At 70.8% G+C, this 14,593-nt stretch carries 13 protein-coding genes and 1 pseudogene; 3 read left to right on the top strand and 11 right to left on the bottom strand.

Annotated features, from left to right (window positions below; genetic code table 11):
- Nucleotides 1–84 precede the first annotated feature (84 nt).
- The 3 genes and pseudogenes from OG747_RS43720 to OG747_RS43710 all read left to right on the top strand — a co-directional run.
- The gene (locus tag OG747_RS43720) at nt 85–915 is read left to right on the top strand and encodes a class I SAM-dependent methyltransferase (RefSeq protein WP_405886007.1); all 831 of its coding nucleotides are present in this window, start codon (nt 85–87) and stop codon (nt 913–915) included.
- A 289-nt stretch (nt 916–1,204) separates the two neighbouring features.
- Nucleotides 1,205–2,347: a transcription termination factor Rho gene (rho, locus tag OG747_RS43715; protein WP_405884905.1), complete on the top strand. Its 1,143-nt coding sequence runs from the start codon at nt 1,205–1,207 to the stop codon at nt 2,345–2,347.
- A gap of 116 nt (nt 2,348–2,463) precedes the next feature.
- Nucleotides 2,464–3,333: pseudogene (locus OG747_RS43710) on the top strand (D-alanyl-D-alanine carboxypeptidase family protein); the annotation flags it as partial.
- Nucleotides 3,334–3,392: 59 nt separating this feature from the next.
- Here OG747_RS43710 and OG747_RS43705 read toward each other — a convergent pair.
- The 11 genes from OG747_RS43705 to crcB (OG747_RS43655) all read right to left on the bottom strand — a co-directional run bounded on the left by OG747_RS43705 (nt 3,393) and on the right by crcB (OG747_RS43655) (nt 14,539).
- Nucleotides 3,393–4,787 (bottom strand): glycosyltransferase 87 family protein, encoded by a 1,395-nt coding sequence (locus OG747_RS43705; protein WP_405884904.1) that lies wholly within the window; start codon nt 4,785–4,787, stop codon nt 3,393–3,395.
- Nucleotides 4,784–6,199 (bottom strand): polyprenol phosphomannose-dependent alpha 1,6 mannosyltransferase MptB, encoded by a 1,416-nt coding sequence (gene mptB, locus OG747_RS43700; RefSeq protein ID WP_405884903.1) that lies wholly within the window; start codon nt 6,197–6,199, stop codon nt 4,784–4,786. The genes OG747_RS43705 and mptB overlap by 4 nt, the downstream gene beginning before the upstream one ends.
- Nucleotides 6,200–6,388: 189 nt before the next feature.
- The gene (locus tag OG747_RS43695) at nt 6,389–7,339 is read right to left on the bottom strand and encodes a glutaminase (RefSeq protein ID WP_405884902.1); all 951 of its coding nucleotides are present in this window, start codon (nt 7,337–7,339) and stop codon (nt 6,389–6,391) included.
- A gap of 33 nt (nt 7,340–7,372) precedes the next feature.
- On the bottom strand, nt 7,373–8,794 hold the full coding sequence (gene aspA / locus OG747_RS43690; RefSeq protein ID WP_405884900.1) for an aspartate ammonia-lyase: 1,422 nt from the start codon (nt 8,792–8,794) through the stop codon (nt 7,373–7,375).
- Between the two features lie 260 nt (nt 8,795–9,054).
- A complete protein-coding gene (locus OG747_RS43685; RefSeq protein WP_405884899.1) occupies nt 9,055–10,074 on the bottom strand; it encodes an asparaginase in 1,020 nt (339 codons plus the stop codon).
- A complete protein-coding gene (locus OG747_RS43680; RefSeq protein WP_405884898.1) occupies nt 10,071–11,543 on the bottom strand; it encodes an amino acid permease in 1,473 nt (490 codons plus the stop codon). The genes OG747_RS43685 and OG747_RS43680 overlap by 4 nt, the downstream gene beginning before the upstream one ends.
- Nucleotides 11,540–12,217 carry a FadR/GntR family transcriptional regulator gene (locus tag OG747_RS43675; RefSeq protein WP_405886005.1) on the bottom strand — a complete coding sequence of 226 codons (678 nt, stop codon included), beginning with the start codon at nt 12,215–12,217 and terminating at the stop codon, nt 11,540–11,542. The genes OG747_RS43680 and OG747_RS43675 overlap by 4 nt, the downstream gene beginning before the upstream one ends.
- A 170-nt stretch (nt 12,218–12,387) precedes the next feature.
- The gene (locus OG747_RS43670; protein ID WP_405884897.1) at nt 12,388–13,224 is read right to left on the bottom strand and encodes an undecaprenyl-diphosphate phosphatase; all 837 of its coding nucleotides are present in this window, start codon (nt 13,222–13,224) and stop codon (nt 12,388–12,390) included.
- 90 nt (nt 13,225–13,314) lie between these two features.
- The gene (gene crcB, locus OG747_RS43665; RefSeq protein ID WP_405884896.1) at nt 13,315–13,689 is read right to left on the bottom strand and encodes a fluoride efflux transporter CrcB; all 375 of its coding nucleotides are present in this window, start codon (nt 13,687–13,689) and stop codon (nt 13,315–13,317) included.
- Between the two features lie 2 nt (nt 13,690–13,691).
- Nucleotides 13,692–14,066, bottom strand: a complete 375-nt coding sequence (locus OG747_RS43660; protein ID WP_405884894.1) for a DUF190 domain-containing protein — start codon at nt 14,064–14,066, stop codon at nt 13,692–13,694.
- A complete protein-coding gene (gene crcB / locus OG747_RS43655; protein WP_405884893.1) occupies nt 14,063–14,539 on the bottom strand; it encodes a fluoride efflux transporter CrcB in 477 nt (158 codons plus the stop codon). Before crcB (OG747_RS43655) ends, OG747_RS43660 begins: the two co-directional genes overlap by 4 nt.
- Nucleotides 14,540–14,593 lie beyond the last annotated feature (54 nt).

The raw sequence follows: 14,593 nt of genomic DNA, 5'->3' as shown, positions 1-14,593 counted from the left end.
GACCCCGTGACCGACAGCGATGACGTACGCGCCGATCCGCGGTTCCTCCCCCGCATCCGCCTCCGTCCACGGTTGGATGGTTCCATGACCGACGAGCACGAGCGGATGATGCGGGCCAACCAGGCCAACTGGGACGCGCGGACCCCCGTCCACCTCGCCAGCCGGTTCTACGGGCTGAGCGAGAAGCTCGACCCGGCCCGCTGGTTCGCGGCCTTCGAGTGGGAGGACCTCGGCGAGCTGGCGGGCCGCGACGTGCTCCACCTCCAGTGTCACCTGGGCACCGAGACGATCGCCTTCGCCGAGCGCGGTGCGCGGGCCGTCGGGCTCGACATCTCCGAGGCGTCCGTGGCCGCCGCGGCCGGCATCGCGGCGCGGACGGGCGCCGACGTGGCGTACGTACGGGCCAATGTGTACGACGCCGTCGAGGCCCTGGGCGGGCGGCGGTTCGACGTGGTCTACACCGGCAAGGGCGCCCTGTGCTATCTGCCCGACCTGGACCGCTGGGCCGCCGTGGTCGCCCGACTGCTGCGTCCGGGCGGCCGGTTGTACATCGCCGAGTTCCATCCCCTGCTCAACTCGCTGGGTCCCAAGCCCGCCGAGGACGAGGGCACCGCACTGCTGCTGCGCCACGACTACCTGGGCGGCCGGGACGCCGTACACCGGGATGCGACCTACACGTACACCGACGGCCCGGCCGTCGAGGGCGCGACCGACAGCTACGAGTGGATGCACGGAATGGACGAGGTCGTCAACGCGTTGACGGGAGCGGGACTGGGCATCCGACGGCTTCGGGAGAGCGACGAGCTTCCCTGGCCGCGGTGGCCGCAGATGGTCCGTACGCCGTCCGGGTGGTGGCGCCTGCCGGACAACGAGCCGCGCATCCCCCTGCTGTACGGCCTCCTGGCGGGCCGCTGAGAGGCACATCACAGCCGAACCGGCTCAAGCCGTGGTAGCCTGCGGTCAGCACTTGTGCACGCCCCGTCTCGGGCGCCGGTGCGGATTCACCTTCTTTTCGCTGACAGGCCCGTCATTCCTCGACCGGCCGACCAGCTTCTTCGCATCACCTTCTGAGCGCGGTCACCCGTGACTCCTTCAGGTGATCTTCCCCGCCGTACGGAGGCGTGAGCACGCCGCCTCACCCGGCACATCCCCTCCCTCCCTCCCTCATGACCTCATGAATCCGTCCTCGAAAGGACCCTCACTCATGACCACCACACTCGAACACCCTCCTGTACAGCAGCAGCTCCCGGCCCACGCCACCGGTGTCCTCGACATCGCGCACAACGGGCAGGGGTACCTGCGCGCCGCCGCGAGCTGCCTGCCCACGCCGGCCGACATCCAGGTCTCCGCCACGCTGATCCGCCGTTACGGCCTGCGCAAGGGCGACACCGTCGAAGGCGTACGCGGCGGGCCCCGTGCCCTCGCCGAGGTCGAACGGATCAACGGCCGGACGCCCGAAGAACTGCGCCGACGCCCGCACTTCCGCGACCTCACCCCCCTGCACCCGCGCGACCGGCTCCGCCTGGAGCACCCGGCGAGCGGCACGGCCGGACGCGTCGTCGATCTGGTCTCGCCCGTCGGCAAGGGCCAGCGCGGCCTGATCGTCGCCCCGCCCAAGACCGGCAAGACGGTGCTGCTCCAGCAGCTCGCCGCCGCCGTCGCGGGCAACCATCCCGAATGCCATCTGATCGTGCTGCTCCTCGACGAGCGGCCCGAAGAGGTGACCGACATGCAGCGCTCCGTCCGGGGCGAGGTCTACGCCTCGACCTTCGACAAGACGCCCAAGCAGCACATCGCGCTCGCCGAACTCGTCGTCGAGCGCGCCAAGCGGCTCGTCGAGCAGGGCGAGGACGTCGTCATCCTGATGGACTCCCTCACCCGGCTGTGCCGGGCCCACAACAACGCGGCCGCCTCCGGTGGCCGCACCCTCAGCGGCGGCGTCGACGCGGCCGCGCTGCAAGGCCCCAAGAAGTTCTTCGGTGCCGCGCGCCTCGCCGAGGAGGGCGGTTCGCTCACCATCCTCGCCACCGCCCTGGTGGAGACCGGCTCCCGCGCCGACGACTTCTTCTTCGAGGAGCTCAAGAGCACCGGCAACATGGAGCTCCGCCTCGACCGGACCCTCGCCGCGCGGCGCGTCTTCCCAGCCGTCGACATCACCCCGTCCGGTACCCGTCGCGAGGAACTCCTCGTCCCCGCAGCCGAGTTGGCGACCGTACGAGGCCTGCGACGCGCCCTGCAGACACGGGACGGCCAGGCCGGCCTGGAAACCCTGCTGGAGCGGTTGCGCGCCACCGAGGACAACGCGACCTTCCTGCGCCAGGTCCAGCCGACGCTGCCCGCCGCCTGAACCTCGGCCCCGAACCACCGTCCTGAGCCTCTCTCGCGTGCGGCATCCGGGTGCTGCGCCCCCTCGCTCGGGCCTGGCACCCCGACGTCCGGCGACTCCGTTCCTACGTTTGCGGTATGACTATCGGATTCCCACCCCGGGCCACCACCTCCCGCACCACCGTCTCCCGTGCCGCCGTCTCCCGTGCCGCCGTCTCCTGCTCCGCCTTCTGCGTGGTCGGCGCGCTGGCCCTCGCGCCGAGTACGGCCCTCGCTCACACCGGCACGGACCCGGGCCTGCCGAGACCCGCGGCCTCCCAGCCGCCCTACCTCCAGCGGTCCGGGACGCAGGTACGGCCGGGATCCGGAGCGCCCGAGGTGCCGGACGTCTCCGCGCTGTCCTGGCTGGTGGCCGACGCCCGCACCGGCGCGGTCCTCGCCGCGCACAACGCGCACCGCAAACTGCCGCCCGCCAGCACTTTGAAGACCCTGTTCGCGCTCACCGTGCTCCCGGCGCTGCCCGGCGGCATCCGGCACACCGTCAAGGAGGAAGAGCTGGAGGGTATCGGCGACGGCAGCAGCCTGGTGGGCGTCACCAAGGGGCACACCTACCGCGTGGCCGACCTGTGGCGCGGTGTCTTCCTCAACTCGGGCAACGACGCCGTGCACGTACTGGCCGCGATGAACGGCGGCTGGGAGCGGACGGCCGCCCGGATGCAGGCCAAGGCCCGCTCACTGGGCGCCCTCGACACCCACGTCAAGTCACCGGACGGATACGACTTCCCCGGCCAGGTCTCGTCGGCGTACGACCTCGCGGTGTTCGGCCGGGCCGGGCTGCGCCTCCCGGATTTCGCGCGCTACTGCTCCACCGTCGAGGCCACCTTCCCCGGCGACGGCGACGCGTTCGAGATCCGGAACACCAACCGGCTGCTGACCGGCGCCGACGGGGTGGAGCCCTACCCAGGCCTCATCGGCATCAAGAACGGCTACACGAGTGAGGCGGGCAACACGCTCGTCGCCGCCGCGCGCCGGGGCGGGCGTACCCTCGTCGTGACGGTGATGAACCCTCAGGCGGGCGGCGGGACCACGGTGTACGAGGAGGCGCGCTCGCTGCTCGACTGGGGTTTCGCGGCCGCCGGGCACGTCGAACCCGTCGGGTCGCTCCTCGACACGCGCGGTGTTCCGGCGGCGGTCTCCGATTCCGTAGGGGCGACCGCCGGGCCCGCGCTTTCGGAGAGCGACGGCGCCCCCGGCTGGCCGGAGGCGGCGGGCATCCTGGGCGCTGCCGGTCTGGGTGCGGGCGGAGTGGCCCTCGCCCTGCGTCTCAAGGCCCGGCGGGCCACGCGCGGCTGACCGGCCGGCAGCCACAGCAGCAGGCCCAGCGTGATCCACGTGTACGTGTTGCTGCCGAGGAATCCGTCGAGGCCGGAGGAGTCGTCGAACCAGAGCCACACCACGCTGCTGCACAGCACCGCGTACAGGGCGGCCGCGACCCGCGCCCGGTGCCGGTGCAGCAGCACGGCGAAGGACGGCAGCAGCCAGACGAGGTGGTGCACCCAGGTGATCGGGCTGACGAGGCAGGCGGCGATTCCGGTGAGAGCGAACGCGGCCGTCCAGTCCTCGTCGGCCAGGGCTCGCACGGCCCGCCACGCCCAGACGCACAGAACCAGCAGGGCGGTGGCCGCCCAGGCGACCCGGCTCGGTTCGCCCGGTGCCGCGAGCCGGGCGAGTACGCCCTGCACGGACTGGTTGGAGACATAGTCGAGGCGTCCGATGCGGTCCGTGTCCCACAACGCCTCGGTCCAGTAGAAGCGCGACGCGTCCGGCACGAGCCAGGCCGCCAGCGCGGTGGCCGCGGCCGCGACGGCCGCCGCGACTCCCGCGGCACGGCGGCGCCGGGCGAGCAGCAGCAGGGCGATGAAGAGCGCGGGGGTGAGCTTGATCGCCGTGGCCAGGCCGATGCCGACGCCCGCCCGGCGGCCCCGGCCGGTGGACAGCAGCCACGCGTCGCTCAGCACGAGCGCCAGCAGCAGCAGGTTGACCTGCCCGAAGCTGAAGGTGTCGCGGACCGGTTCGAGCAGCGCCAGCAGACAGACGGCGAGGGCGCAGCCGAACCAGCCGTAGCGGCGCAGCGCGGGCCCCACCAGAATCCACACCACCACGGCCAGCGCGACGAGGTTGAGCAGCAGCGCGACCGCGATCGCCGTACGCAGCCCGACCAGCGCCATCGGCAGCATGACGAGGGCCGCGAACGGCGGATACGTGAAGCCGTACGTCGTCCCCGGCTGCAGGTAGTCGTAGATCCGGCCGCCGTGATGGGCCCAGGCATCGACAGTCCCGTAGTAGACGCGCAGGTCGAACCAGTCGCGGAGCAACGGCACGGTGGCGGTGAACACACCCACGGCGGTGGCGAGTCCGAGCAGGCCGAGCAGCCGTCGGCGATCGGTGTCCAGCCCTCTCACGCCGTCCGCCCCAGCACCGGTGCCTGCGCCTGGGCCTGGGCCTGGGCGGCCTGATGGGCCTGCCAGAGTACGACGAGGGCGAGCACTCCGCCGGAGACGGCCAGCACCACCTGATCCACGTCCGGCGGGCCGCCGCTGGGCAGCACACCGAGCGCGAGGACTCCGCTGGCGGCCGCGACCCGGTGGCGCACCGAACCGCTGGGCGCCGCCGCGGCGATGAGGAACAGACCCCACAGGGCGTACCAGGGCCGGATCGCGGGCCCGAACACGGCGACCGCGGCCAGGCTCAGTCCGAGCGCGTAGATGGGTCCGGGCCGCAGCCGCAGCCATATGAACAGGACGACGAGCACGGTCACCACCAGTCCGGTCGCGTGCCAGACGGGCAGGGCGAGCGGGGCGAGGCCGCTGCCGAGTTCCTTGAGCAGGGCGCCGGTGGCACGGCCGAGCAGGCTGGTGGGCGACCAGTTGTGCGGGGAGACGGGCGTCTTCAGGGCCGCTATCCAGCCGTACCCGGTGCCCGCGAGGGCCGTTGCCACTACCGTCGTGGCCGCGGCGACCGCGGTGGTGATCAGGGCGGACTTCACCATGCCCCGGCGCCCGCGCAGCGCGACCACCGCCAGCAGACCGAGCGCGGCGGGCGCCTTGACCAGTGCGGCGAGGGTGACGAGCACGACGCCCAGCACGTGCCATCGGCCGCGCGCGGCGACCAGGCCGACGCCGAGCAGCCCGAGCATGATGGCGTCGTTGTGCGCGCCGGCCACCAGGTGCAGCAGGACGAGCGGGTTGAGCGCGCCGAGCCACAGCGCGGCGGCCGGATCCGCGCCGCTGTGCCGGGCGAGGCGGGGCAGCGCCGCCGCCATCAGCGCGACGCCGAGCAGGGCGACCAGCCGCATACCGAGCAGCCCGGCCGGTATCTCCCCGCGGGTCAGGCCGGACAGCGCGGAGGCGACGGCGAGGAAGACCGGGCCGTACGGCGTCGCGGTCTGCTGCCACACCGGCGCCACCTCGTCGGCGAGCGGTCCGCCGAGCTGGTCGGGCCCGTGCGCGTACACGTCCATGTGGGCGTCCACCATGGCGCCCTGCGCGAGGTAGCTGTACACGTCCCGGCTGAACAGCGGCGGCGCGAGCAGCAGCGGCGCCGCCCACGCGGCCAGCACCAGCAGCAGCGAGCGCGGGGTCGGCGGCTCGGGACCCCGGACGACGGTGCCGAGCAGGACCCACGCGGCGATCAGCAGGACGACGCCGAAGTACACGCCGACGAGGCCCAGCACGGCTCGCGCGGCCCCGGGGGCGAGGAGGTCATGGGTGGGCAGGGCGCCGGCCGTCTCGCCGCCGAGCGCGAGGAAGGCGGTACCGGCCAGGCCCAGGGCCTGGCAGCGGCGGAGATCGACGGGGGGAGCCTTGGCCAACACTTGGTCAGCGTGTCAAGGGTGGGTAGCCGGAAAGCGACGTCGTGCCTTCCCGACGGGGTCCGTAGCGTTACCTCCGTGTGGTGGTTCGTCGGGTGCGGGTACGTCGTGGCTGGTCGCGCGGTTCCCTGCGCCCCTGAAGGGGCGCGGCCGTACCGCCCCTGACAAGGCACCGCAGATGACGTGGCCCTCTTAGAACACCGAAACCCCTGTCAAGGTCGTGAAGCGGTCCAAGGCCGCCACTCCCGCCACCGAGTTCCCCCGTTCGTCCAGGCCAGGGCTCCAGACACACAGGGTGCAGCGGCCGGGGACGACCGCGATGATGCCGCCGCCCACGCCGCTCTTGCCGGGGAGGCCGACTCGGTAGGCGAAGTCGCCCGCCGCGTCGTAGGTGCCGCAGGTCAGCATCACCGCGTTGACCTGTTTGGCCTGGCTCCGGGTGAGGAGTCGGGAGCCGTCGGCGCGGATGCCGTGCCGGGCCAGGAAACCGGTGGCGAGGGCCAGATCGGCACAGGACGCCTCGATCGAGCACTGCCGGAAGTACTGGTCGAGGAGGACCGGTACCGGGTTGTCGATGTTGCCGTACGACGCCATGAAGTGGGCGAGCGCCGCGTTGCGGTCCCCGTGGGTGGCCTCGGAGGCGGCGACCTCCTTGTCGAAGGTGAGGTCCGGGTTACCGCTCTCGGTGCGGAGAAAGGCCAGCAGGGTGCCGGCCGCGTCACCGGTCCGGGTCTGGAGCCGGTCGGTGACGACCAGGGCGCCCGCGTTGATGAAAGGATTCCGCGGGATGCCGTTCTCGTACTCCAACTGCACCAGGGAGTTGAAGGGGTTGCCGGAGGGCTCGCGGCCGACGTGTTCCCACAGTTCGTCGCCCTCGCGGGCCAGGTCGAGGGCGAGGGTGAAGACCTTGGTGATGGACTGCGTGGAGAACGGCTGCCGCCAGTCCCCCACGCCGTACACCGTGCCGTCGAGCTCGGCCACGGCCATGCCGAAACTTCGCGGGTCGCGGGCGGCCAGCGCCGGAATGTAGTCGGCGGGCCGCCCACGGCCGGGTGTCTGCTCGATCTCGGTGGCGATGCGCTCCAGGACCGGCTGGAAGGGCAGGGACGACGGATACGACGGATACGCAGCCATGATCACCATTCTGCCGCCCGGCCGGTCCGCATGCTCATCGGGTCAGACCGTCTGCGGGGTGCCGTTGCCCGCGACCACCTCGGGCCGCAGCAGGGCCGCCAGCCGCTCGGCGGGCAACAGGCCCTTTTCCAGAACGAGTTCGGCGACACCGCGCCCGGTGGCGAGGGCCTCCTTGGCGATGTCGGTGGCGGCCGTGTAGCCGATGTGCGGGTTGAGCGCGGTGACCAGGCCGATGGAGTTCTCGACCGCGGCGCGCAGCACCTCCGTGTTGGCGGTGATCCCGGTGACACAGCGCTCGGCGAGGGTCAGGCAGGCGGTGCGCAGGTGGGTGATGCTCTCCGAGAGGGAGTGCAGGATGATCGGCTCGAAGGCGTTGAGCTGGAGCTGACCGGCTTCGGCCGCCATGGTGATGGTGACGTCGTTGCCGATCACCTCGAAGGCGACCTGGTTGACGACCTCGGGGATCACCGGGTTGACCTTGCCGGGCATGATGCTCGAACCGGCCTGCACCGGCGGCAGGTTGATCTCGTTGAGTCCCGCGCGCGGCCCGGAGGACAGCAGCCGCAGGTCGTTGCAGCTCTTGGAGAGTTTGACGGCGATCCGCTTGAGTACGCCGGACATCTGGACGAAGGCGCCGCAGTCCTGTGTCGCCTCGACCAGGTTGGCGGCGGTGACCAGCGGCAGCCCGGTGATGTCGGCGAGGTGTCGGCGGGCTGATTCCGCGTAGCCGGCAGGGGCGTTGAGGCCGGTGCCGATGGCCGTGGCACCTAGGTTGATCTCGTGGATCAGCTCGACCGCCTCGGCGAGCCGGCTGCGGTCCTCGTCCAGCATCACCGCGTACGCCGAGAACTCCTGCCCGAGCGTCATCGGCACCGCGTCCTGGAGCTGCGTACGCCCCATCTTCAGCACGTCGCGGAACTCGAAGGCCTTGGCGGCGAACGCGTCCTGGAGCACGGCCATCGCCTTGAGCAGCCCGCGCACGGCGAAGACGGTGGCGACCTTGACGGCGGTCGGGTAGACGTCGTTGGTCGACTGGCCGAGGTTGACGTCCTCGTTGGGGTGCAGGTACTGGTACTCGCCCTTGGCGTGGCCGAGGAGCTCCAACGCCCGGTTGGCGACGACCTCGTTGGCGTTCATGTTCGTCGAGGTGCCGGCGCCGCCCTGGATGACGTCGACGACGAACTGGTCGTGCAGCTTGCCGGCGCGGATCTCCCGGCAGGCCGCGACGATGGCCAGGGTCTTCTCCGGCTCGAGCAGGCCGAGTTCCTCGTTGGCGCGGGCGGCGGCCTCCTTGACGGCGGCCAGGGCGTCGATCAGGTGCGGGTAGGCGGAGATCGGCGTTCCCGTGATGGGGAAGTTCTCCGTGGCGCGCAGGGAGTGGATGCCCCAGTACGCCTCGGCGGGTACGTCACGGTCTCCGAGCAGGTCGTGTTCGCTGCGGTGCGCTGCGGCGGCGGTGGTCATGGCTGAGCGGTCCTCTTTCGGAGGGGTGAGGGTGGATGGGTGAGGCGTACGTGCGGGTCGGTGCGGAAGGCAGCGGCGGCGGTACCTCCGGCCGGGCAGCGGAGGCGAGCCCGTGAGCCGGACCCGAGGCGCACGGACCTGAGGGGCGCGGGGCTGAGGGGCGCGGGGCTGTGACATCGTGCGGCTCCGCCGCGTGGGCGCGACCAGCCACAGCGAACCCGCAGCTTCCGCACAGCCCCACGGCCGTCGTCGCGCGGCGCTCAGGCCGGGAGCGGGTCGAGCGCCCGGGCGGGGCGAATGTCGCCCACCACCGCACCGCCCCCGAGGAGCGGTGCGGAGGCGAACTCCGCGAGTGCCGCCGGGTCGACCCCGGCGCGCGCGAGGGCGGCGGCGGCCACCGGGCCGCGCGCCCGGTCGGCGCCGTCGGCGATCTTCACGGCGACGGCCCGGCCGTCCGGCAGCGCGGCCATCTGGACGCCTTCGAAGCCGTCCTTGGTGAGCAGCCCCGGCACGGCCCGCATCAGCGCGGCGACGTCTCGGCCGGAGCCGGACGCCATCTCGGCGTGTTCGCGCATCGCATCGGCGACCCGCGCCTCGGGGGTGCCCGGCGGGGCGGTGGTGATCCGGGCGGCTGCGCGGGCGAGCCCGTGCAGCGAGACGGAGAAGAGCGGCGCGCCGCAGCCGTCGACGGTCACCTGGGCGATGGCCTGTCCGGTGAGGTCTTCGACGATCTCCACGATGGCCTGCTGGAGGGGGTGGGCCGGGTCGAGGTAGTCGTCGAGGGACCAGCCGTTGAGACGGGCGGTCATCAGCATGGCGGCGTGCTTGCCGGAGCAGTTCTGCGCGAGCCGGGAGGGCAGCCGCCCCTCACGGATCCAGGAGTCGCGGACGACCCGGTCGTACGGCAGATCGGGCACGTTGCGCAGGTCGTCCTCGGTGACGCCGGCCAGCTCCAGGATCCGCCGGGTCCCGGCGAGGTGCAGTTCCTCGCCGGAGTGACTGGCCGCGGCCAGCGAGAGCAGTTCGCCGTCCAGCGGCAGTCCGGCCCGCAGCATCGCCACGGCCTGCACCGGCTTGAGTGCCGAGCGCGGGTAGAACGCGGCCTCGATGTCACCGATCTGCAGGTCGACACCGCCGTCGGCGGCCAGCACGACCACCGAGCCGTAGTGGATGCCTTCGATGACTCCGCCGCGGACGAGCCGGGCGACGGGGGCGTGCAGGGGTTCGCGGATCGCCGGGGCGGCGGCGACGGAAGCGGCGTACGTCGTGCTCGTGCTCACGCGTCCACTCCGTCACGGATGCCGGAGACCCGGCGACGCGCTCCGAACCAGCCCGCGACCAACGCCGCGACGATCAGCGGCAGACACAGCACGGTGGTGCGTCCCGCTCCCCCGTCGGCGTACATCAGGACGAGGACGGAGACGAGGAAGGCGATCGTGACGATCTCGGTCCACGGGGAGCCGGGCAGGCGGTAGCTGGGCCTGGTCAGCTCGCCGTTCCGGGTCTTCCGCCAGAACATCATGTGGCAGAGCATGATCATGCCCCAGGTGGCGAGGATGCCGATCGCGGCGAAGTTCAGGACGATCTCGAAGGCGTCGGCGGGGACCACGTAGTTCAGGCCGACACCGAGGACGCAGATGCCGCTGGTGAGCAGGATGCCGCCGTACGGGACCTGGCTACGGCTCATCACCCCGGTGAACTTGGGGGCCGAGCCGGACATCGCCATGGAGCGCAGGATGCGGCCGGTGGAGTACAGGCCGGAGTTGAGGGACGACATGGCGGCGGTGAGGACGACGAGGTTCATGACGCCACCCGCGGCCGGGATGCCGATGTTCGACAGGACGGTGACGAAGGGGCTCTGGCCCGCGCTGTACTTGTTCCAGGGCAGCAGCATCGACAGCAGGACGACCGAGCCGACGTAGAAGAGGCCGACGCGCCACATGATCGAGTTGATGGCCTTCGGCATGATCTTCTCGGGGTTCTCGGTCTCGCCCGCCGCGACACCGACCAGCTCGACGGAGGCGTAGGCGAAGACGACACCCTGGATGATCAGCAGCATCGGCAGCAGGCCGTTGGGGAAGATTCCGCCGTTGTCGGTGATCAGGGACGGGCCGGGGGTGTGGCCGTCCACCTGGTGCTGGGTGGCCAGCAGGAAGATGCCGATGAGCATGAAGACGACAAGCGCGCTCACCTTGATGATCGCGAACCAGAACTCCAGTTCGCCGAACATGCGTACGGATATCAGGTTCACCGTGAGGACGACGGCGAGCGCGATGAGCGCGATCAGCCACTGCGGGATGTCGGAGAACATGCCCCAGTAGTGGGTGTAGACGGCCACGGCGGTGATGTCGGCGATACCGGTGGTGGCCCAGTTCAGGAAGTACATCCAGCCCGCGACGTACGCGCCCTTCTCACCGAGGAACTCCCGGGCGTACGACACGAAGGCGCCGGAGGACGGCCGGTACAGGACGAGTTCGCCGAGTGCGCGCACGACGAGGAAGGCGAAGACACCGCACACCGCGTACGCGACGAAGAGGGAGGGGCCCGCGTCGGCGAGCCGGCCGCCCGCGCCGAGGAAGAGGCCGGTGCCGATGGCGCCGCCGATGGCGATCATGTTGACATGCCGGGACTTCAGCGACTTGCTGTAGCCCGCGTCTCCGGCGTCGACGTGCGCGGCCGGAGCGACCGCCGAGGGGACGGCCGACGGGACGGCTGATGTGGCCTCTTTTTGAAGGGACTGCTCGCTCACGCCTCGGGTCCGCCTTCCGTGGGGATGTCCGTACGCGCGGGGCGCACGATGTCGGTGAGGGTGGTCTCCACGCGGTCGAGGTGATGGGACATAGCCTCGACCGCGTCATGTTCACTGCCGTCGATCAGCGCTTCGACGATCGCCCGGTGCTCGCGGTTGGACTGCTCGCGCCGGTCGCCGAGTTCGTTGAGGAAGGCGGACTGGCGGGCCAGCGCGTCGCGGATCTCTTCGATCACCTTGCGGAAAACGGGGTTCTGGGAGGCCTCGGCGACCGCGATGTGGAAGATCGTGTCCATCGCGACCCACGCTGTGGTGTCGGTCTCCCTCTCCATCCGGTCCAGCAGATGGGCCAGGTGGTCGAGGTTCTCCGGGGTGCGGCGCACCGCCGCGTACCCGGCGACCGGGATCTCCACATGCCGACGCACTTCGAGCAGATCGCTCGCCGCGTAGTCACCGAAGGTCGGGTCCTCGACCGTGTTGGCGAGCACGAAGGTGCCCTTGCCGGTACGGGACACGGTCAGGCCCATCACCTGCAGGGCCCGCAGCGCCTCGCGGAGCACCGGCCTGCTGACTTCCAGGCGGCGGCACAGTTCGGCCTCGGAGGGGAGTTTGTCGCCGATGGCGTACTCGCCGCGCTCGATGGCGCCGCGAAGGTGGGTGAGCACCGCTTCCATGGCGCTGACGCGCCGCGGTACCGAGCCACCTGTCTGGCTGTCTGACAGGTTCACGGAGGTGATCCTGCGGGTGACGAGCGGGGGCTGTCAAGGGGAGTGAAAAGAAAAATTCAGGGGGCGCGAAGCCTGTAAACCGGCTTCGCACCCCCTGTGATCTGCTGTTTCCGCGATCAGCTGGCGAGCGTCCCGGTGGCCAGCAGCCCGAACAGCGCCACGCCGATCACGATCCGGTAGATCACGAAGGCGTTGAAGGAGTGCTTGGCGACGAACTTCAGCAGCCAGGCGATCGAGCCGTACGCGACCACGAAGGAGACGATTGTCCCGACGGCGAGCGGCGCGGCGCCCACCCCCGCGCCCAGCGCGTCCTTGAGCTCGTAAATACCGGCGCCGGTCAGGGCCGGGATGCCGAGGAAGAAGGAGAGCCGGGTGGCGGCGACGCGGTCCAGGTCGAGGATGAGCGCGGTCGACATCGTGGCGCCGGAGCGCGAGAAGCCCGGGAAGAGCAGGGCAAGGATCTGCGAACAGCCGACCAGCATCGCGTCCTTGAAGGATGTGTCGTCCTCACCGCGCTTGTGCCGGCCCATCTGATCGGCCGCCCACATCACACCACTGCCGACGATCAGCGAGGCCGCGACCACCCACAGCGAGCCGAGCGCCCCGTCGATGAGCGGCTTCGCGGCAAGGCCCACGATCACGATCGGGATCGTCGCGTAGATGACCCACCAGGCGAACTTGTAGTCGTGGTTCTGACGCTCCTCGCGGTTGCGCAGTCCGCGGCCCCACGCGGAGACGATCCGCACGATGTCCTTGAAGAAGTACACCAGTACGGCCGCGATCGCGCCGACCTGGATGACCGCCGAGAACCCGACGACGGCCTTGTCGTCGACGGGGATGTGCATCAGCCCCTCGGTGATCTTGAGGTGGCCGGTGGAGGAGACGGGGAGGAACTCGGTCACTCCCTCGACGACTCCGAGGACGACGGCCTGACCGACGTTGATGACGCTCATGGAATCCAGTTCTGAGGAGATGGAGGAGTTGGAGGAGTTGGTCGACAGTGCTGTAGACAGTCTTACTATGCGCGAGTGACGCCCGAGTGCCTACGCCCAGAAAGCTTGCGCGAACGAGACCCCCGCGAACGCCGCACCGAGCCCGGCCGCCACGCTCACGGCCACATTGGCGGCAGCGTAGAGCCCCGCGCCGGTCTCGGTCAGCCGTAGTGTCTCGTACGAGAACGTCGAATACGTGGTCAGCGCCCCGCACAGGCCCGTACCGAGGAAGAGCTGAAGGTGTGAGCCCGCGGCGCCGGCGCCGACGGCGCCGGTCAGCAGACCGAGGATCAGACAGCCCACGGCGTTGACCGCGAAGGTGCCCCAGGGGAAGACCGTGTCGTGCCGGGTCTGTACCGCACGGTCGGTCAGATAGCGCAGGGGCGCACCGAGCATTCCACCGGCGATCACCAGCAGCCAGTTCACAACTACTTCTTACCTTCCTTGCCCGTTTTGCCGGGCTCCGGGTTCCGTCCGACGTACCGGATGACCTCGCAGTCGTCGAGGATCACCAGCCCCTCACCGACGAGTTCGTCCAGCTCGGGCAGAAAGGCACGGATGCGGTCCTCGGTGTCCACGATCACGATCGCGACGGGAAGGTCCTCGCTCAGCGACAGCAGCCGTGAGGTGTGGATCAGCGAGGAGGCGCCGAAGCCCTCGATGCCGCGGAAGACGCTGGCACCGGCCAGGCCTGCCGCGCGGGCACGGTGCACGATCTCGGTGTAGAGCGGCTTGTGGTGCCAGGTGTCGTTCTCGCCGATGTAGATCGTCACCCGTAGGGCACTGCCCGTCAGCTGTGTCATCGCTGCCTCCGTACCAGGACGCGCCGGGTCGCCGTCACCGCGAGCCACACCGCCGCGAGCGCCGCGCACAGGGTCGCGGCGAGATAGGCGAGGCCGGCTCCGGGGTGGCCCGAGTCGACGAGTTTCTGAATGTCGACGGCGTACGTCGAAAAGGTGGTGAACCCTCCCAGCACACCCGTGCCGAAGAAGGGCCGCACCAGCCGGTGGGCCGCCCACACGTCGGTGATGACGACCATGAAGACGCCGATCACCGCGCAGCCGAGGACATTGACCCAGAACGTGGTCCAGGGGAACCCGCCCGTCTCCACGGGCCACAGCCGCGAGGCCCCGTACCGGGCGGTGGCGCCGACGGCCCCGCCGAGCGCCACCATCGCCACGACCGGGGCCTGGCCGTGCCAGGGGGACGCGGGGCGCGCGGGCGGCCGTGCGGTGGCACCGGACTCGTCGACTCGCTCGGAGTGCGGGACTGTCATGGACGTACTTCTCCTGCTCGCCGGGGCCCGGACGCCCGGGCAGGCTCCCCCGAG

This window comes from Streptomyces sp. NBC_01384 (genome assembly GCF_045040035.1).
Lineage (GTDB): Bacteria > Actinomycetota > Actinomycetes > Streptomycetales > Streptomycetaceae > Streptomyces.
This window is presented reverse-complemented; position numbering and strand designations above follow the sequence as displayed.